Source organism: Streptomyces sp. NBC_01237 (assembly GCF_035917275.1).
Taxonomy (GTDB): domain Bacteria; phylum Actinomycetota; class Actinomycetes; order Streptomycetales; family Streptomycetaceae; genus Streptomyces.
In genome coordinates this window covers 796,576-815,039 of sequence record NZ_CP108509.1, presented here as the reverse complement: position 1 = coordinate 815,039, position 18,464 = coordinate 796,576, and the positions used below count along the sequence as shown (strand labels likewise).

Genomic DNA, 18,464 nt, shown 5'->3' with positions numbered 1-18,464 from the left:
GCGCCGGCCCGCACCGCGTGAGGCTTCGGACGGGAAGCGGGCGGCAGCGTACCGCTGACGAAGGCGCGGACGAAGACGAATCGAATTGATATTCTGCACTCGTCCCGAGTGCGTTGGACGCCTCGGTAATCCCCGACGCCGTCACCGGTTCACTATCAGGATTCTTTCGTTTCCGCATCGTGGTGCACGGCCGATGCCTGTGACACCCGATAGCGCGCTGATAGCCGGTCGATGAGCCGGGCGGTAAGCATGGGTCGCGTCGCTGACCGGAACGCCCGGCAGTCGCCGCGGCTCATCGACGAGGGCACGTTGCGAAGACGCATGCACTGATGCCGCAGCACACGTATGCGACCTACTGCCTGGCCGAGGAATGGTTTTCCCTCTTTCTCACTGACCCATGGTTGGAGTTCGCGGTGGAACTGGTGGAGCGCGAAACACCGTTGGCGCTACTGAACGCGCTGGCCGAACAGGCGCGGGACGGACACGGACGCGCCGTGCTGGTCTCCGGACCGGTGGCGGCCGGCAAGAGTGTGCTGGTGCACAACTTCGCCGATCGTGCCCTGAGTCTGGGAATGCTCCCGCTGTCGGCGCTGGGATCCAAGGACGAGCGGCACCTGCCCCTGGGAGTGGTGCGGCAGTTGGTGGACGACGCGCCGCTGGACCCCGAGGACCGGGCGCGGGCCGTGGCGCTGATCGAGGACGGCGTGCGCGCCGCCCGGTGCCAGGGCGCCGGAGCGCAGGTGGACGACGGCATCGTGCACGGGCTCTGCACCGTTCTGCTGGAACTGGCCGAACGGTGCCCGCTGTACATCGCCGTCGACGACGTGGACCAGGCCGACCAGGCCTCGCTGACGTGTCTGGCGTACCTGGCGCGGCGGCTGAACAGCGCCCGGGTGCTCGCGGTGTTCACGCACAGCGGGCACGGGTGCGACACCGAGTTCCGCTTCGGGGCCGGCCTGCTGCGGCAGCCCAACTGTCACCGCGTCGAGGTGACGCAGGTATCCCCGGCAGGCGTGCGGCAGTTGGTGGCCCAGCACCTGGGCGAGGCGATCGCCGACGAGCGGTCCGCCGACTGGCACGCCTACAGCGGGGGCAACCCGCTGCTGGTCGAGGCGCTGGTCCGCGACCACCTCGGTGGTGACGAGGCGGGTCCGCGCTACCGCGAATCCGTACTGTCCTGTCTGCGCCGCGGCCGCCCGGACATGGTCCGTGTGCTGAGCGGCTACGTGGTGCTCGGCGAACTGGACAACCTGGACAGCCTGGTGGGGCTGAGCCCCGCCCGGACCACGGAGGCGGTGCACGCGCTGATCGCCTGCGGACTGCTCACCATGGACGGTTTCCGGCACGAGGCGGCCCGCGACGCGGTGGTCGGCGCGATCGATTCCGACGAACTCGCCCGGCTGCACGTCCGCGCCGCGGTCCTCGCCCACGAGCGCGGTGCCGGCACCGAGGTGGTCGCCGACCACCTGCTCCGCGCCGGTGCGCCGGCCGACGGCGGTGCCCTGGAGGAGCCATGGGCGCTGCCGACACTGGAGGACGCCGCGGCGCACGCGCTGCGGGACGGTGCGGCCGGCCGTGCGGTGGACTGCCTCCGGCTGGCCCGGCTGGTCTGCACGGACTCGCTCCGGCGGGCACGCATCACCGCCGCTCTGATCCGGGCCGAGTGGAGCATCAACCCCGGTGTGTCCAGCGGCCGCCTCGGCGAACTCGTCGAGGCGATGCGAAAGGGCTGCCTGCGCGGTGCCGACGCGCTCACGCTGGTCCGGGCGCTGCTCTGGCACGGCCGCTTCGAACAGGCCCAGGAGGTGCTCGGGCACCTCGCCGGATCCGGGCAGGTGATGGACCCGGAGACAGCCACCGAGCTACAGATCACCCGGCGCCGGCTGAGGCACACCTATCCGTCGTTCCTGGCCGCGCTCGGCCCGCGGTCCGGTGCCGGACGTCCCCCCACGCACTCGGTGAGCGCCGACCGCCGGTTGCAGGCGGTGTCCGCGCTGGCCGCCGTACTCGGCGAAGGTTCCTCCCAGGAAGCCGTCGGCGTGGCGCAACGGGTGCTCCACGGCACCCGGCCGGAGGAGCTGTCCACCGAGACCGTCGAAAGCGCGCTCCTCACCCTCGCGTACAGCGGGCGGGCCGAGCGTGCGACAGCCTGGTGCGACCTGTTCCTGGACCGGATGCAGGCGCGGCACACGCCGAGCAGACAGGCGAGACTCGGCGCGGTGCGGGCCGAGATCGCCCTGCGCCGGGGCGACCTGACCGACGCCCTGCGGTACGCGGGTGAAGCGCTCGCCACCCTGCCGGCGATCAGCTGGGGAGTGACCGTCGGCGCGCCGCTGAGCACACTGATCCTGGCCACCACCGCGATGGGCCGCTACGACGAGGCACAGGCCTACCTGGACCACCGGGTACCGGAGGCGATGTTCGACACCCGCTACGGCATGCACTACCAGTACGCGCGGGCGCGGTTCGGGCTGGCCACCGGCCACCTGGAGATGGCCCTGGAGGATCTGCGCCGGTGCGGTGCCAAGCTGTGCCAGTGGGGGATGGACACGCCTGGCCTGATCCCGTGGCGAACCGATGTCGCCGAGGTGTACCTGGGACTGGGCCGCCCGGACGACGCCAGGCGGATACTCGAGGAGCAGTCGGCCAGGTTCACCGTGATGCCGAACCGGGTCCGCGGCACCGCGACCCGGGTCCTGGCCGGAGCCGGCGCTCCGGCGCACCGGCCCACGCTGCTGCGCCAGGCGGCGGAGCTGCTGCAGTCCGACGACGGCGACCGGTACGAACTCGCCCTGACCTTCGCCGACCTGGCCCGTGCCTACCGGACCCTGGGGGAGTTCCGGCGGGCCGCGGCGGCCGAGCGCCGCGCGGTCATCGTGGCCGCGGACTGCCACGCCGAAGCCCTGGTCCGGGGCCTGGCGGTGGAGAGCGCCACCCCGCTGCCGACCCTGGCCGACGGCGGTGACGGGCTCACCGAGGCGGAGCGCCGCGTGGCCGCCATGGCCGCGGTCGGCTGTTCCAACCGGGAGATCGCCGAGGGTCTGCACGTCACGGTCAGCACGGTCGAGCAGCACCTGACCCGCACGTACCGAAAGCTGCGTATCAGCCGCCGCGCGGACCTGCCGTCCCTGCTGGGCGGACCGGCGACGGTGGACCTCACCGACGCGCGGCGGCGGTGACCGGACCGTGGGGCGGCCGATGCCCCGGCCGGTCCCGGCGTCATGCGCCCGAGGGTCTCGTCCCGTAGTTGAATTTCTGACAATTTGGCTCGGCCGCCTTCTCGGAACTGCGGTGAATCCACACATTGCGTCCCTTCGCTGAATCTCCGGCCACTTCAGTAACGCCGTTCACTGGATAGACCCGATCGGGTCAGGTAGATATGATGTTGGTGCGTAGCTGACCGGCGGGAACTGTGTCGTGGATGTGAAGGACGGTCATGCGCTTTCGTCTATTAGGGCCGTTGGAAGTGGTCGGCCCTGGTGGCCCAGCGCCGATCACCGCCGAGCGTCAGAGAATCGTCCTGGCGGTTCTGCTGCTGGAGCCCAATCGGATCGTTCCGATGGGTCGGCTGGTCGACGCGGTCTGGGGCGCGTCACCGCCGCCCACCGCGCGTGCCCAGATCCAGATCTGTGTCTCCATGGTCCGCGCCAGCATGGCGAAGGTCGGTCTGCCCGATGTCATCCAGACCAGGTCGCCCGGCTATCTCGCCGAGGTCGGGGACGACGAGCTGGACCTCTATGTCTTCGAGCGGGCCGCTTCGGCCGGACGTACCGCCGAGGAGGCCGGCCGTTTCGACGAGGCGGCGTCCGCCTTCGAAACGGCGCTCGGGCTCTGGCGAGGGTCTTCGTGCTTCGGCGGTGGCATCACCAGCACGGCCCTTCAGGCTCCGGCCGCGCGGCTGGACGAGCAGCGGCTCGCCGTCGTGGAGCAGTGGGTGGACGCGCGGCTGGCCCTCGGTCTGCACCAGCGGCTCGTGGCGAGGCTGATCGACCTGGTCATGCAGAACCCGCTGCGGGAACGCCTCCGCGCCCAGCTCATGGTGGCGCTGTCCCGGTCGGGCCGTAAGGCCGAGGCGCTGGAGGTCTACCGGCGTGGCCGGCGCGAGCTGATCGATGAACTGGGCATCGAGCCGGGGGAGGAGCTCCGCCGGCTCCAGGAGTCGATCCTGTCCGGCCGGCTGGACGGTGCGCAGCCGGTGAGTGCGCAGCCCGCGGCGCAGGCAGTGCCTGCCGTGCCCGCGGCCCGCCCGGCGTTACCGGCGCCGGCCGCGCCGGCATCGGCCGCGACGTTCGTCGAACCACCGGCGGTGCCCCGGCTGCTGCCCGGCGCGATCGCCGATTTCACCGGACGCGACGATGTGCTCGCCCGGCTCGAAGCGGCGCTGGAAGAGGCCACGGATACGCCGTACGCCCTGCGGATCGTTTCGATCACCGGCAAAGGAGGCGTCGGCAAGAGCACCCTCGCGGTGCACCTCGGACATTCCTTGGCGAATCGATTCCCCGACGGTCAGATGTTCGCCAAGCTGCGAGGACCGTCGGCCCAGCCGATTGCGCCGACGCGCATTCTCGAACGCTTCCTGCGCAGCCTGGGAATACGGGGCCCGGCAATGCCGTCGAGCATCGAGGAACGGGCGGAACTGTTCCGGAACCTCGTCGCCGACCGGCGCATGCTGATCGTTCTCGACGACGCGATCGACGAGGAGCAGGTGCGCTGGCTGTTACCCGGATCGTCCAACTGTCCGGTTCTGATCACGAGCCGGTCCCGGCTGGCCGGTCTGGAGGGTGCGAGCTCCGTCCGGATCGACGTGTTCTCCACCGAACAGGCATTGCAACTGCTCAGCAGGATCCTCGGCGCCGAGCGGATCCGCAGCGAACTGTCCAGCGCCCTGCTCCTGATAAAACTGTGCGGCAACCTCGCGCTGGCGTTGCGGATCGTGGCGGCGCGGCTGGCGGCCCGGCCGCACTGGCCCCTGAGCAAGATGGTGGCCCGGCTGCGTGACGAACGCCAGCGGCTGGATGAACTGACCCACGGCGGGGTCGGCGTCCGGGCCGGCCTGGCCATGGCCTACCAGGGCCTGCCCTCCGACGCGCAGCGCCTCTTCCGAAGACTGTCCATGCTGGAGGCGGCGGAGTTCCCCAGCTGGGTCGCGGCGCCCCTGCTCGATGTCGGGGTGGCGGAGGCCGAGGACACCCTGGAGTTCCTCGTGGACGCCCAGCTCGTCGATGTCGAGGTGGTGAAGGGCAGCCGCCCCCGCTACCGCCTGCACGACCTGGTCCGGGTCTACTCCCAGGAGTGCCTGGCCGAGCACGAGAGCACCCCCGGGCGAGCGGTCGTACTCGGCCGGGTGCTGAGCACCTGGCTGTTCCTGGTCGAGGAGGCGCACCGGCGTGCCTACGGCGGGGACCACACGCTGATCCATGGACACGCGCCGCGCCTGGCACTCGACGAATCGGTCATCGACCGGGAACTCGGTGATCCGCTCAGGTGGTTCGAGGACGAACGGGTCAGTCTGATCACGGCGGTCAGACAGGCCGCCGGCGCGGGTCTCGACGAGCTCTGCTGGGATCTGGCGCTGACCCTGGTCACGCTGTTCGAGATGTACGGCTACTTCGACGACTGGCGCACGACGCACGAGATCGCGCTCGGGGTCACTCAGCGCAACGGCAACAGGCGTGGTCAGGCAGCGATGCTGTACTCCCTGGGAACACTGCATATGTTCCAGTACAAGCTGGACGAGGCACGAGGCCGCCTGGGGCTCGCCGGTGAACTGTTCCGTCAGGTCGGCGACGTGCACGGCGAAGCGCTGGCCCTGCGCAATGGCGCGTTCGTCGACCGTATCCAGGGCCGCCTCGACGAGGCGATGGCGGGCTATGAGAAGGCGCTGGCCATGCTGTGCGCGGTGAACGACTCGACCGCCGAGGCGCACGTGCTGAGCAACATGGCGCAGATCCACCTGGACCGTGGCCTGATCGCGGAGGGGAAGCAGACCATGGCGGCCGGTCTGTCCGCGGTGGAGCGCTCGGGCAACCGGCGGGTGCGCGCGCAGATTCTGTGCCGCTTGGGCGAGGCGCATCTGCAGATCGACGAGGTGGCCGACGCCGAGTACGTTTTCTCACGGGCGCTCGAGACCGTCCGTTCGGTCGGGGACCCGGTGGGCGAGTGCTACGCGCTGCGCGGTCTGGCCATTGTCCGGTCGCACCAGGGGAGTCACAGCGCGGCCTACGAGATGCTGGAACGGGCCATGGTGATCGCTTCCCGGGCCCATGAGTATCTCGCCATCGGCCGGGTCCAGCTCTCCCTCGGCGAAGTGGCCGCGGACCGGGGCAGCTACGAACGCGCCAAGGAGCACATCACCGCGGCGCTGGACATCTTCGGGCGGATGCAGGCCACCCGGTGGAAGAATGAGGCGTCGCGTCTCATGAGTGACGTCCGCGCTGCCTCCGACGACGCGGCCGCCGCCTACGCACGGGCGAGCTCGGGCTGATGCCGGGGCCCTCGGAGCGAACGACGGCAGAACCCTCCGCCGTCGTTCCCGTCTCCGACAGCCGGACCCGGGGACCCGGCACCGGCACCGGAACCGGCCATCTGGAAACGGAACTCCCGCGTCTCCTACGGCCGCGTGGCACGATGCCCACCTCAGCGGGAAGATCCGTCCGGACAGCGGATGCCGGGCGGTGGGAGGGAAGGGCCGAACCGTCGCGGTAGCGGCGGGGGCCGATGTTCGCAGACGGGACGCATACCGGTGTTCCGTCCCACAAAGGATGCAATCGATGAGGCCGGTGTTACGTGAAGCTCGGAGTGTGTGTCTCTGATGGAACCACTGGGCGGCCCGTCGACGGGCTGATGATCCGCATCGAACGGCCTCGCCTGGACGAGTGGCAGACGGTGTGGCACGGGCTGACCGGCAGGGACGGGCGGCTGGACCGCCCGTCCCTGCCGGAGGACACTCCCGGGCCGTTCCGGCTGGTCCTGGAGAGCGACCGGTATTTCACGACGCTCGGGAGACGGCCGTTCTACAGTCACATCGTGGTGGCGTTCGCCGAGTGGGAGATCGACCAGGAGATTCCGATCGTGATCGCCCCCCACGGCTATGCGGTGTGTGCCGTCGGCCAGTAGCCGTGGCGCACGGGTGAGGAACGAGGACGGGCGACCCCACCCCGGTCATCTCCCCTGCGGTGGCGCGGTCGTGTGAAGTTCGGCGGTTTCGTCGTCGGCGCGGACGGAACCCGTGCCCAATTTGACGGGGCGGCTGCGGGCGAAGGCGATCCCTCGGTCCCGCACCTCGCCGAGCGCGGTGCCCTTCAGGGCGATGGCCACGGATCGGCGCCGGCGGTTGACTCACGAGGGCGGTCTCGTCCTTTGGCCCCGGTCGCTTAGCGAGTACTTAGCGTTCCGGTAGGAGGACGAAAAGGGAACTCACTAGAACTGGAGGTGTCCACCCGGACCTCCGGGTCATGAGTTTCCGCATGGGAGATCGCTATGTTGGCTCTGCTGTACACCCTGGCCGAATTCGCGGGCGTCCACCGCCAGGACGACACCATCTGGGGCTGATTTTCCGCCACTTGGCAGGTGATTGTCGCCGGGGCCGGGACGGCTTTCCCACGGCATGGCGCGAGAGACGGGCCGCACGGAGTGCCACGAAGGGCACACGTCGGCCCCGGCGACAATGCGGCCCGGACGAGGAACTGCCCGGACCGCATGCGGCCGGCGAGTGCCTTCACGTACTTATGACGCAGGATGTGACGCGGTGTTGATGGCATGTGAAGAGCGGACGCCGAACGGCCTGTACCGAACGGGAGGTGACCGCACATGAGCATCTCGGTTCGGGTCATCGATTCCAGCAGCGGCTGCCCGGTCGCGGATCTGGTCGTCACCCTGCACGCCCGGGAGGACGGTGCGTGGCCCGTCGTGTCCCGGTCGCGGACCGACAGCGCGGGGAGGATCAACTCGCTGAGCGGCACGGCCCTGCCGTACGGGTCCTACCGGCTGGTCTTCGAAACCGGTGAGTACTTCGCCGAGCGGGCGGTCGACAGCCTGTACGGGGAAGTCATCGTCTCGCTCCACTATCAAGGTGACCCGAGCCATCTGCACGTCCCGTTGCTGCTGAGCCCGTTCTCGTACACCACCTATCGGGGGCTCGCCCCCAGGACCGTGGTCGCCGAGAAGGTGTGAGGCCGGACGGGCGACGGCGCGGGGTGCGCTCGGTGTGACGCCGCCACGGCCCTCGTACGCCGCCGGTGCCGCCCGGACCTCCCGCGCCGATACCGGTCGGCGGCCTCGGCCCGGCACGAGGACGGCGTGGGATCCCGTATGCGCGGAGGGGCGAGGACTCGCAGTGAAGGCGCCTGCGGACACGGCCCAGGGGCACCGCAAGCAGAAGGGGTGGAACAGTTGTTTGACGCACCGCAGTCGACGATTCACACAGTGCCGGTCGAATCCCTGCTGCCGGCGGACTCGCCGCGACTGGAAGGTCTGAGCGAGGGCCATGCGCAGGCACTGGCGGAGGGCGGGACCGAGTTCGAACCGATCCTCGTGCACCGGGACACGGGACGCGTGGTCGACGGCATGCACCGGCTGCGGGCCGCGATCCTGCGCGGGGAACGCCGCATCACGGTCCGCTATGTCGAGGGCGCGTCGGCCGATCTGTTCGTCCGGTCGGTGCAGGCCAACATCAGCCATGGCCTTCCCCTGACACTCGGGGACCGCAAGGCGGCGGTCCTGCGCATCCTCGCGACCCACCCCCACTGGTCGGACCGGGCCATCGCCGCCGTCACAGGGGTGTCGCCGAAGACGGTAGGGGCAGTACGGGGGAGGTGTTCGACTGAGGAATCTCCTCAGTCGAATCCCTCGGTCGCCCGCGTGGGCAGGGACGGCCGGGCGCGCCCGGCCGACATGCCGGAGCGCCGGGAGAAGGCGCGGTCCCTGTTGACGGAGCGGCCCCGGGCGACGCTGCGCGAAGTGGCCCAGGAGGCCGGTGTCTCCGTCAGCACCGCGCACCGCCTGCGGCAGGAACTGCGGTCCTGCACGGCCGTGCCCGAATCGGACGAGCAGGTGCCGGCCGCGGCGGCCGTGCACGAGGACTCCGCGTCCCTCACCGCGCTCGTGGCCGTGGCGCCCGCGCGATGCTCCGGCCCGGTCTCCCGTCCGACTCCGCCGGAACCCGCCTCGCGAGGGACCGCGCGCATCCGGGTGCGGGCCATGGACGTTCTCTCCAACGATCCATCGATTCGCTTCACGGACAGCGGCCGCGCTCTCCTGCGCTGGCTCAACGGCCAGGCCCACGGGCTGGCGGCGGGCGAGCAGCTGCTGGCAGCCGTCCCACCGCACTGCGCCAGAGCCCTCACCGAAGTGGTGAGTCACTACGCCAGGGAGTGGGAGCGGCTGGCCGCCGGGCTGCAGACCCCGACCCGATGAACGGCTCCTGGTGAGCGGTCCGGTGAGACCACCGCCGGTGTGCCGTCGGCGGTGGGAGGTCACCGCCGACGGCTGCGAGGAGGAGACCTCACCGAACCGGCGCTGTGCGGTCGGGTGCTGGCCTGCGTCGCAGGACGGCGTGGCGTTCGGTCGGGCATCCGGCGCCGGCAGCGGTCCGCGTCGTACGGACGATGCGCCATCCCCTCCTGTCGCACCACCGCCTTGAGAGCCTCGCCCGTCGCCCGTCGCCCGTCGCCCGTGCCCGGCCGGTGACCGCCTCACGCGGTGTGCCGTGCGCCCACCCCGTGACGTGCGGCATCGACGTGCCCGGGCGCCTTCCCAGGCCACGGGCGGCGAACATGAGAAACGCTCGGTGACGAAGCTCACGTTTGATGGGTGGATCGCCTCCTCTTGGTGCCATTTGTGTGGGGGACAGAGTGGTGAATGTGCTCAATTACCGGACTCGTGTGCATGGGTGAAACCTTCTGCGGCGCCCACTTCGTGGTTACGGTGAGACGCGAAACGAGGGGGCAGGCATCGAGCCCCGGGCTTCGCGGCCGTGCTCCCCTCGCCCGGATCCGTTCTGCTGATCCGAGTGATGTGGTCCGCACGTCATGGACCTCGTGTTCCACGGGTGCCGGTGGCAGTCCGTCAGAGGCGGACCGGCGTCATGGGTGACGTCGATGCGTCGGAACACGAGACGGTCCGCGTGCAGGTGACCGGCGGGCCCATGCGGCAGGTGCGATGTGTTCTGACAGGAGCAGAGTGAACATCTCGGTGGACGATGTCAGAGTCAAGGCCAAGGCGCTCTACGAATCACGTGCGACGGGCCGCCCCATCCCTCCCTTCACCGACGAGCATCCCGCGCTGGACATGCACGACGGATACGCCATCCAGCGCGAACTGGTCGGGATGCTGACAGCGGCCGGCGACACCGTCGTCGGCTACAAGGCGGGACTCACCTCCGCCCCGATGCAGGAGCTGTTCGGTGTCAGTACCCCGGACTACGGACCGGTGCTGGGTTCGACCGTGTACGAGAACGGAGCCACCACGCCGGGCGGCTCGTTCATCGCGCCCAAGGTCGAGGCGGAGATCGTTTTCCGGCTCGGCACGTCGCTCAAGGGGCCCGGTGTCACCGTGGCCGCGGCACGGGAGGCGATCTCCGACGTCATGGCGGGGCTGGAGATCGTCGATTCCCGGATCGAGGACTGGCGGATCCGGCTCGCGGACACCATCGCCGACCTCGCGTCGAACGGAGCGGTGGTACTCGGCCCTCCGGTCGCCCTGCCCGACGACTGCGATGTGCGCCTCGTCGGTATGGCCTTCTCCCGCAACGGCGCACTCGTGGCGACCGGAGCCGGTGCCGCTGCCCTGGGTGATCCGGTCGCCGTGGTCGCCTGGCTGGCGAATGTGCTCGGCGAGCACGGTGTGACGCTCGAAGCGGGTCAGCTGATCATGACCGGCGCCCTTCACGCCGCGGTCACGATGTGTCCCGGCGACAGCTTCGTGGCCGAGTTCGACCGGCTGGGCACCGTCACCCTTCACGTGGGCGACAGGTAGACCACCGACGCGCCCCAAGGCGAATCTCGGTGAATCTCTAGAGAGGGAAGGGCAATGCAGCCATGAAGCGAAACGGGCGCCTGCCCGTGGCCGTCCTCGGCGCCGGCCTCATCGGAGTCGATCTGGCAGAGAAGATCATGCGTTCCGAGTACCTCGACTGCGGGCTGGTCGTGGGACGCGACGAAAAGACGCCCGGCCTGCGGCAGGCGGCCGAACTCGGTCTTGCCATCGGTACGCGCGGTATCGAGTCCCTCCTGGACGCCCCGCAGCCGTTCGGCATCGTGTTCGACGCGACCAACGCCATGGCCCATGCCGAGCACGCGGAACGCCTGAGCCTGTCGGGTACGAAGCTCGTGGACCTGACACCGAGCAAGGTCGGGCGGATGGTGATTCCGAGCGTGAACGGGGCGGAGGTCCTGAGCTGCGACGACATCAACATGATCAGCTGTGGTGGCCAGGCGTCGATACCGATCCTGCACGCGATCACCCAGGGACACAGGGTCGAGTACGTCGAGGTCGTCACGACGGCCGCCAGTCCGAGTGTCGGGCGCTCCACCCGGCTCAATCTCGACGAGTACGTCGAGACCACACAGGACGCGGTACGTGACTTCACCGGCGTCAAGGACGTCAAGGCGATCCTCAACGTCAGTCCGGCCCGGCCGCCGGCGACCTTCCGGGTCGCCATGTCGATGCTGGGGGAGGGGTTCGGCACGGCGTCGGTGAACGCGGCCGTGACGGCCGCGGCCGACCAGGTTCGCTCCTTCGCCAAGGGCTACCGGATCACCGCGTGTGTCGTGGAGGAGAGCAAGGTGTTCGTCGCCGCGGAGGTCACTTCGTCCGGCGGACGCATTCCCCGGTACGCCGGCAACCTCGACATCATCAACTCCGCCGCGGTTCATGTCGCCGAACAGTGCGCGGCGGTCGGCCTGGCGAGCACGGGTACGGAGACGTCATGAGCGCAGCAGCATCTCCCGGCGGCGCCGGGAAGCCGGTCCTCATCTACGACGCGTCCCTGCGCGACGGCCATCACGCGGTCCGTCACCAGCTGGACCGTGAACAACTGCGGTCCTATGCGAGGGCGGCGGACGCCGCCGGCGTTCCCATGGTCGAGGTGGGGCACGGCAACGGTCTGGGTGCCTCCTCCCTCCAGGTCGGGCAGTCCCGGCTCGGTGACGACGAGATGCTGTCGATCGTGCGGGAGTCCCTGCGCGACAGCAGGATGGCCGTCTTCATGCTGCCGGGATGGGGTACGACCGCGGACCTGGAGCGGGCCATCGCCCATCAGGTGGATGTGGTGCGGATCGGCACCCACTGCACCGAAGGGGACCTCGCCGAACGGCATGTGGGCTTTCTCCGGGAGCAGGGGGTCCAGGCCCAGGCCGTTCTTCTGATGAGTCATATGGCGAGTCCCGAACGGCTGGCTCATGAATGCGCCCGGCTGGTGGAGTTCGGCGCGAACGCGGTGGGCATCATGGACTCCTCCGGCCACTATCTGCCGGCCGATGTCACGGAGCGCGTCGCCGCCATGCGGGAAGCCGTCGAGGTACCGGTGATGTTCCACGCCCACAACAACCTCGGGATGGCGGTCGCGAACTCGATCGCCGCCGCGGAAGCGGGTGCGGACATCCTGGACGCCTGCGCCCGGGGTTTCGGAGCGGGCGCCGGGAACACCCAGCTCGAGGTCCTGGTGCCCGTGCTGGAACGGATGGGCTTCCCGACGGGCATCGACCTGTACGGTCTGCTGGACGCGGCCGACATCGCCGAGCGCGAACTCATGCCGGCACCGCCCACCATCGACTCGGTGAGTGTCGTCAGCGGCCTGGCCGGAGTGTTCTCCGGGTTCAAGAACCGGGTCCTGGACATCTCGCGGCGTGAGGACGTCGATCCGCGTGACGTCTTCTTCGAACTGGGCAAGAGGCAGGCCGTGGCGGGCCAGGAGGACCTCATCGTCGAGGTGGCCCTCGCCCTGAAGGCTGCTCGTAGTGCGTGAGAGCCGCGAGCCCGCGGCTTCCGGTCGGGCGAGGACATCGAGGGAAGAGCCAGTCGTGTACGACGTACTCAAAGACATCCTGGTCGGCGAACTGCACGTACGCGAGGAGGATGTCGTGCCCACGGCCACCCGTGAAGAGGTCGGGCTGGACTCCCTGTCGGTGCTGGAACTCGCCACCGCACTGAACGAGCGGCTCGGCATCGAGGTCCACGACTACGAACTGCTGGACGCCGGCACCCTCGCCGACGTGGCCCGTCTGATGGCGGAACGGCGGCCGGGAGGCTGAGCCCCACAGTCGATTCGGGCGCCGTTCGCACGACCGAGCGCGGCGGCGTCCCCCTCCACCGGGAGTCCCATGTCTTATCCACCGCTGCGCGCGGTTCTCGAAACCGTTGCCTCCTACAAGCCGTCCGACGGTGTCCACGGGTCGACCGAGCGAGCTCGCCCGCTGTCGGCGAACGAGTCGCCGCACACCCCTCTGCCCGGCATCGTCGAGGTGATCGAGCGGGCCGGATCCCTGGTGAACCGCTATCCGGACCCCGGCTGCGGACCGCTGGTGGATGCCATCGCCCGGTCCCACGGGATCGAGGAGGACCGCATCGTGGCCGGTGCCGGTTCCGTGGCCCTCCTGCAGACACTGTTCCAGGCGATCGCCGATCCTGGCGCCGAAGCCGTGTACGCCTGGCCGTCGTTCGAGGTCTACCCCACGCTCGCCGCCCTGGCCGGCGTGGAATCCGTACAGGTGCCGCTGGCCGACGAGACCCATGACCTGCGGGCCATGGCCGACCGGATCTCCTCCCGGACCAGGCTCGTCATCATCTGCAACCCCAACAATCCGACGGGCACGGTCGTCGGTCACGAAGAGCTCCGGGAGTTCATCGAGTCCGTACCACCGACCTGCCTGGTGGCCGTGGACGAGGCCTATTACGAGTACGTCCGCGGGCCGGCGGTGCCCAGTGCCCTGCGGCTGTGCGCCGCGCATCCGAACCTGGTCGTGCTGCGTACGTTCTCGAAGGCCTACGGACTGGCCGGACTGCGGACCGGATACCTGGTGGGGGATGCCCATGTCGTCGAAAGGCTGCGCAGGGCATGCCTCCCCTACGCGGTGAACACCGTCGCGCAGCAGGCGGCCGTCGCGGCCCTGGGACTTGAGGAGCAGCTGCTGCGGCGCGTCGACAGCACGGTCGCGGAACGCACTCGCGTACGGGACACCCTGGTGCGCCGCGGCTGGGAGATCCCGGACAGCCAGGCGAACTTCCTCTGGCTGCGACTGGGCCGGCACGCCGTCGGCTTCGGTGAGTGGTGTGCGGGCAGGGGCATCGCGGTACGGGCGTTCGGGGACGTGGGCGTGCGTGTGTCGATCGGTTCCGCCGAGGACAACGACCAGTTCCTCGCCGCGGCGGACGAGTGGCGCTCCGCAGGGCGGACGGCCACGGCCGGGGCCGGGCGGCCGCGTCAGGTCCGAAAGGAGGCGGAGGTATGACCACTCTTCACACCGCACCGGGTGCTCTGGTCCCGGCCGACGCCGGGGTCTCCCGTCATGTGGTCGTCGCGCCGGGAATGTGCAGTGGCGGCTCCACGGTGTTCGGCCGGATCGGGGACTGGACCTGGGAGGTGGTGAGCGAGTCGTGCCGGGTCAACGTACACGCGGCCCGGACCGCCGCCGGAGACCCCGCCTACCTGTCCTTCTACTACTTCCATGTGCGCGGCGGAGATGTCGTCCATCCCCACGGACTCACCTTCGGCGACGAACTCCGGGTCGACTCCCGGGCCTTCCAGTTCGGCAGTCAGTCGGTCATCACGCTGCACCGGCTGGCCCCCGCCGGCCTGGAGCTGCCGGACGGACCACTGGACCCGGCGGAAGTGTACGAACACCCGCACCCGCACTGCCTCTACGCGGAGAACTTCAACCGGTGGGTCGCCCGCACCACCGCGGGCAGCAACCGGTCTCTCGCCCAGGTGACACCGCCGGACTTCAGCTACCAGGAGCTGGCGCCGCTTCCGAACGCCTACTCCCCCCGGTCCCTGGTGGGCCGGGCCCGGGCCACCGGAAGCTTCCACCCCACGGGGCCGCCCGGATTCCAGGAGGCCGGGCAGCCCCGGACCTTCCCCTACGCACTGGACGTCGTGCGCGACCTCAACGGTGCCGGACTGATGTACTTCGCCTCGTATTTCGCCGTCTTCGACACGATGCTGCTGCGGCTGTGGCGCTCGCTGGGACGGACGGACGAACAGTTCCTGCGGCGCAGGGTGATCGACCAGAAGATCGGTTACTTCGGCAACGCCGACCCCGGCACGGTCTTCGAGGTCACCGTACGCAGGTGGCGGAGCACCGGGTCCTCGGAGGCCGAGGTGGCCGACATGGCCCTGCGCGACACGGCGACCGGGCAGCTGATAGCCGTCACCGCGATCGAGATCGAGGTCGGGGCGGCGGGCATCCGCCCCTCGGACGGCGGGTGACGCCCCGGCCGTCCGCCGCCCGCCCGGCCCGGCGGAAACCGGGCCGCGCGGGGAACCGCGTCACGGTGGCCGGGACACGGCCGGCCGGCCTCATCGGTCACGGCAGGCGGGAAAGCTCTCTTCGATGAACCACACCCCGGATGGAGCACATGACCGACGAACTCAACAACGGTGGCGCCGTCGGCGCGACGGTGTGGCTGACCGGCCTGCCCAGCGCGGGGAAGACCACGATCGCGCTGACCGCGGCCGCCGAACTGCGCTCCGCCGGGCGCCGGGTGCACATCCTGGACGGTGACGAGCTGCGCGCACACCTGACGGCCGGCCTCGGCTTCTCCCGCAAGGACCGGGAGGCGAACGTGTGCCGCATCGGCTACGTCGCGCAGCTGCTCGCCTCCTACGGTGTGACGGTGCTGGTACCGGTCATCGCCCCGTACGCGGACGCCCGCGAAGCGGTGCGCGAGCGGCACGAGGCCGCCGGTACCGCGTATGTCGAGGTGCATGTGGCGACGCCGGTCGAGGTGTGCGCCGTACGCGATGTGAAGGGTCTGTACGCCAGGCAGGCGCGGGGCGAGATGACCGGACTGACCGGCGTCGACGATCCGTACGAGCCGCCGGCCGCACCGGATCTGCGGATCCCGGCGCACGAGCAGAGCAGGACGGAGTCGGCGCAGGCGCTTGTCGCGCTGCTGCGGGAGAAGGGGCTGGCATGACGACGGCGACGCAACGGTCCGGGAGGACCGACAACCCGTACACGCTGACCCACGCGGACGCGCTGGAGTCGGAGGCGGTGCACATCCTCCGTGAGGTGGCGGGTGAGTTCGAGCGGCCGGTGATCCTCTTCTCCGGCGGCAAGGACTCCATCGTCATGCTGCACCTCGCTCTGAAGGCGTTCGCCCCCGCCCCTGTGCCGTTCGCGCTGCTGCACGTGGACACCGGACACAACTTCCCGGAGGTCCTGGAGCACCGGGACCGTGTGGTGGCGGCCCACGGGCTGCGTCTCCATGTGGCCTGCGTACAGGACTACATCGACCGCGGCACGCTCAAGGAGCGCCCCGACGGGACCCGTAATCCGCTGCAGACGCTGCCGCTGACGGAGAGGATCCAGTCGGAGCGGTTCGACGCGGTCCTCGGTGGCGGCCGTCGTGACGAGGAGAAGGCCCGGGCCAAGGAACGGGTGTTCAGCCTCCGGGACCAGTTCTCGCAGTGGGACCCGCGCCGCCAGCGTCCGGAGCTGTGGCAGCTCTACAACGGCCGGCACGCCCCCGGTGAACATGTACGCGTCTTCCCGCTGTCCGACTGGACGGAGCTGGACGTGTGGCACTACATCGCCCGCGAGGGCATCGAGCTGCCGGAGATCTACTTCGCCCATGAGCGCGAGGTCTTCCAGCGCTCCGGGATGTGGCTGCCCGTGGGGAAGTGGGGCGGCCCGAAGGACGGCGAGACCGTCGAGAAGCGGCTCGTCCGCTACCGCACGGTCGGTGACATGTCCTGCACCGGCGCGGTCGAGTCCGACGCGGTGACCCTGGACCAGGTGATCGCGGAGATCGCCGCGTCCCGGCTGACCGAGCGGGGCGCGACACGTGCCGACGACAAGCTCTCCGAGGCCTCCATGGAGGACCGCAAGCGCGAAGGGTACTTCTGAGCATGACCAGGACCACGGAACTCCCGACCACCACCCTTCTGCGGTTCGCCACCGCCGGCTCCGTCGACGACGGCAAGTCCACGCTGGTGGGCCGGCTGCTGCACGATTCCAAGTCCGTTCTGGCCGACCAGCTGGAGGCCGTGGAGCGGGCGTCGGCCGGCCGTGGCCAGGACACGCCCGACCTCGCCCTGCTCACCGACGGTCTGCGCGCCGAACGGGAACAGGGCATCACCATAGATGTCGCCTACCGCTACTTCGCCACCCCGAAGCGGCGGTTCATCCTGGCCGATACACCCGGGCATGTGCAGTACACCCGCAACATGGTCACCGGTGCCTCCACCGCCCAACTGACCGTGATCCTGGTCGACGCCCGCAACGGTGTGGTCGAGCAGACCCGCCGTCACGCCGCCATCGCCGCACTGCTGCGCGTTCCGCATGTCGCCCTGGCGGTCAACAAGATGGACCTGGTCGGCTACCGCGAGCCGGTGTTCGACGCGATCGTGGAGGAGTTCACGGCGTACGCGGCCGAGCTGGGCATCCCCGAGGTCACCGCGATACCGATCTCGGCGCTGGCCGGGGACAACGTGGTGGAGCCGTCGGCGGTCATGGACTGGTACAGCGGCCCGACGGTGCTCGACCACGTGGAGACGGTCCCGGTCGGCCACGGCCCGGCCCACCGCCAAGCCCGGCTGCCGGTGCAGTACGTCATCCGCCCCCGGACCGCCGAACACGCCGACTACCGCGGCTACGCCGGCCGGATCGCGGCCGGTTCCTTCCGCGTCGGCGAGTCGGTCACGATCCTGCCGTCCGGCCGTACGACGAAGATCTCCGGTATCGACCTGCTCGGCAGGCGGGTCGACGTCGCCTGGACCGGGCAGTCGGTGACCGTCCTGCTGGAGGACGACATCGACGTCTCGCGTGGTGACCTGATCGCGCCGACGGCGGACGCCCCGGCGGCCACCCAGGACATCGAGGCGACCGTCTGCCATGTGGCCGACCAGGACCTGACCGTCGGGCACCGGGTGCTGCTCAAGCACGGCACCCGCACGGTCAAGGCCATCGTCGAGAGCATCCCCTCCCGGCTCACCCTCGACGACCTGTCCCCGCACCCCCACCCGGGCCGGCTCGTCGCCAACGACATCGGCCGCATCAGGATCCGCACCGCGGAGCCGCTGCCCGTCGACTTCTACGCCGACTCGCGCCGCACCGGCTCGTTCATCCTGATCGACCCCGGTGACGGCACCACCCTGACCGCGGGCATGGTCGGCGCCTCCTCCGCCGTTCCCGAACCGGTCAAGGGCACCGCCGCCGACGACGGCTGGGACTTCTGAGGTCGGACCGCCGCCCGCGAAGGGACGTACGCGTACTTCGCCGTGGCAGGGCCATGACCGGCACGCT

At 70.0% G+C, this 18,464-nt stretch carries 14 protein-coding genes; all 14 read left to right on the top strand.

Annotated elements, in window-relative coordinates:
• The first annotated feature begins 329 nt into the window (after positions 1 to 329).
• Complete coding sequence (locus OG251_RS40070) at positions 330 to 3,179, top strand: AAA family ATPase (protein WP_326682184.1); 2,850 nt, start codon at positions 330 to 332, stop codon at positions 3,177 to 3,179.
• A gap of 380 nt (positions 3,180 to 3,559) precedes the next feature.
• Positions 3,560 to 6,484 carry an AfsR/SARP family transcriptional regulator gene (locus OG251_RS40065; protein ID WP_326682183.1) on the top strand — a complete coding sequence of 975 codons (2,925 nt, stop codon included), beginning with the start codon at positions 3,560 to 3,562 and terminating at the stop codon, positions 6,482 to 6,484.
• Between the two features lie 302 nt (positions 6,485 to 6,786).
• Entirely contained in the window at positions 6,787 to 7,116 is a 330-nt protein-coding gene (locus OG251_RS40060; RefSeq protein WP_073721543.1) for a hydroxyisourate hydrolase, read from the top strand.
• A gap of 693 nt (positions 7,117 to 7,809) precedes the next feature.
• Positions 7,810 to 8,172: a hydroxyisourate hydrolase gene (uraH, locus tag OG251_RS40055; RefSeq protein WP_326682182.1), complete on the top strand. Its 363-nt coding sequence runs from the start codon at positions 7,810 to 7,812 to the stop codon at positions 8,170 to 8,172.
• Positions 8,173 to 8,424: 252 nt separating this feature from the next.
• Positions 8,425 to 9,414 carry a helix-turn-helix domain-containing protein gene (locus OG251_RS40050; RefSeq protein ID WP_326682181.1) on the top strand — a complete coding sequence of 330 codons (990 nt, stop codon included), beginning with the start codon at positions 8,425 to 8,427 and terminating at the stop codon, positions 9,412 to 9,414.
• A 765-nt stretch (positions 9,415 to 10,179) separates the two neighbouring features.
• The gene (locus OG251_RS40045) at positions 10,180 to 10,974 is read left to right on the top strand and encodes a 2-keto-4-pentenoate hydratase (protein ID WP_326682180.1); all 795 of its coding nucleotides are present in this window, start codon (positions 10,180 to 10,182) and stop codon (positions 10,972 to 10,974) included.
• 62 nt (positions 10,975 to 11,036) lie between these two features.
• Positions 11,037 to 11,930, top strand: a complete 894-nt coding sequence (locus tag OG251_RS40040) for an acetaldehyde dehydrogenase (acetylating) (RefSeq protein WP_073721549.1) — start codon at positions 11,037 to 11,039, stop codon at positions 11,928 to 11,930.
• Complete coding sequence (dmpG, locus tag OG251_RS40035; RefSeq protein ID WP_326682179.1) at positions 11,927 to 12,964, top strand: 4-hydroxy-2-oxovalerate aldolase; 1,038 nt, start codon at positions 11,927 to 11,929, stop codon at positions 12,962 to 12,964. Before OG251_RS40040 ends, dmpG begins: the two co-directional genes overlap by 4 nt.
• A 55-nt stretch (positions 12,965 to 13,019) precedes the next feature.
• Entirely contained in the window at positions 13,020 to 13,250 is a 231-nt protein-coding gene (locus OG251_RS40030; protein WP_073721553.1) for an acyl carrier protein, read from the top strand.
• 69 nt (positions 13,251 to 13,319) lie between these two features.
• Complete coding sequence (locus OG251_RS40025; RefSeq protein ID WP_326682178.1) at positions 13,320 to 14,447, top strand: histidinol-phosphate transaminase; 1,128 nt, start codon at positions 13,320 to 13,322, stop codon at positions 14,445 to 14,447.
• Entirely contained in the window at positions 14,444 to 15,424 is a 981-nt protein-coding gene (locus OG251_RS40020) for an LnmK family bifunctional acyltransferase/decarboxylase (RefSeq protein ID WP_326682177.1), read from the top strand. The genes OG251_RS40025 and OG251_RS40020 overlap by 4 nt, the downstream gene beginning before the upstream one ends.
• Positions 15,425 to 15,573: 149 nt before the next feature.
• Positions 15,574 to 16,134 carry an adenylyl-sulfate kinase gene (gene cysC, locus OG251_RS40015; RefSeq protein WP_326682176.1) on the top strand — a complete coding sequence of 187 codons (561 nt, stop codon included), beginning with the start codon at positions 15,574 to 15,576 and terminating at the stop codon, positions 16,132 to 16,134.
• Positions 16,131 to 17,066: a sulfate adenylyltransferase subunit CysD gene (gene cysD, locus OG251_RS40010; protein WP_326682175.1), complete on the top strand. Its 936-nt coding sequence runs from the start codon at positions 16,131 to 16,133 to the stop codon at positions 17,064 to 17,066. The genes cysC and cysD overlap by 4 nt, the downstream gene beginning before the upstream one ends.
• Positions 17,067 to 17,068: 2 nt before the next feature.
• The gene (locus OG251_RS40005; RefSeq protein ID WP_326682174.1) at positions 17,069 to 18,397 is read left to right on the top strand and encodes a sulfate adenylyltransferase subunit 1; all 1,329 of its coding nucleotides are present in this window, start codon (positions 17,069 to 17,071) and stop codon (positions 18,395 to 18,397) included.
• The last annotated feature ends 67 nt before the right edge of the window (positions 18,398 to 18,464 follow it).